The organism is Photobacterium kasasachensis (assembly GCF_050336885.1).
Taxonomy (GTDB): Bacteria; Pseudomonadota; Gammaproteobacteria; order Enterobacterales; family Vibrionaceae; genus Photobacterium; species Photobacterium kasasachensis.
The window spans coordinates 1-867 of sequence record NZ_JAKJSH010000066.1 but is presented as its reverse complement, the minus strand read 5'-3'; the positions used below and the strand labels follow the sequence as shown (position 1 = coordinate 867).

General features: G+C 47.3%; 3 tRNA genes and 1 rRNA gene. All 4 read right to left on the bottom strand.

The window, feature by feature from the left end:
• Positions 1–214 (bottom strand): 23S ribosomal RNA (locus L4D19_RS30330); the annotation flags it as partial.
• Positions 215–571: 357 nt separating this feature from the next.
• Positions 572–647, bottom strand: a tRNA-Val gene (locus tag L4D19_RS30325).
• Positions 648–677: 30 nt separating this feature from the next.
• Positions 678–753 (bottom strand) — tRNA-Lys (locus L4D19_RS30320).
• Between the two features lies 1 nt (position 754).
• Positions 755–830 (bottom strand) — tRNA-Glu (locus L4D19_RS30315).
• Positions 831–867 lie beyond the last annotated feature (37 nt).

Sequence of the window (867 nt, the reverse complement as noted above, 5' to 3'; positions counted from 1 at the left end):
TCCTCGGGGTACTTAGATGTTTCAGTTCCCCCGGTTCGCCTCGCAACGCTATGTATTCACGCTGCGATACCTGCTTGTGCAGGTGGGTTTCCCCATTCGGAAATCCCAGACTCAAGTGGCTCTTACTGCCTAATCTGGGCTTAACGCAAGTTAGTACGTCCTTCATCGCCTCTGACTGCCAAGGCATCCACCGTGTACGCTTAGTCACTTAACCATACAACCCCAAGAGGTTTCGTATGTTCAAACAACCAAGGTTTGTGTCTCTGATAAGGAGACATTGGTTTTTCGCCGGACTCTTCTTTTATTTTCACTTTTGAAAAAGTGAAGACAAAAGTACAAGACACTTGAATGTGTATTGCTTGAGAACTCGTTTCATCTCTCGATGAAACWTTTTAATTCAACCTTATGGTTGAATTTACTAGTCAGCTTTCCAGATTGTTAAAGAGCATGTGTCTATCATTYGATATCCACTTTCTAAATATTCTCGGCACCGCCAACAGGCGACAAAAAGCGGACTCAACAAAGTATTCTTTATTGAATCTGCAAATCCGTGCAGAAAATGCTTAGAGAGTGGTGGGCGATACCGGGCTCGAACCAGTGACCCCCTCCTTGTAAGGGAGGTGCTCTCCCAACTGAGCTAATCGCCCTCCGATGTTTTACATCTTCAAAGGAGAAGATGGTGGGTCGTGCAGGATTCGAACCTGCGACCAATTGATTAAAAGTCAACTGCTCTACCAACTGAGCTAACGACCCATGGCGTCCCGTAGGGGAGTCGAACCCCTGTTACCGCCGTGAAAGGGCGGTGTCCTAGGCCTCTAGACGAACGGGACCAAGTGTTTCTTGCCAACGTTGTTGGGCAACGTTAGG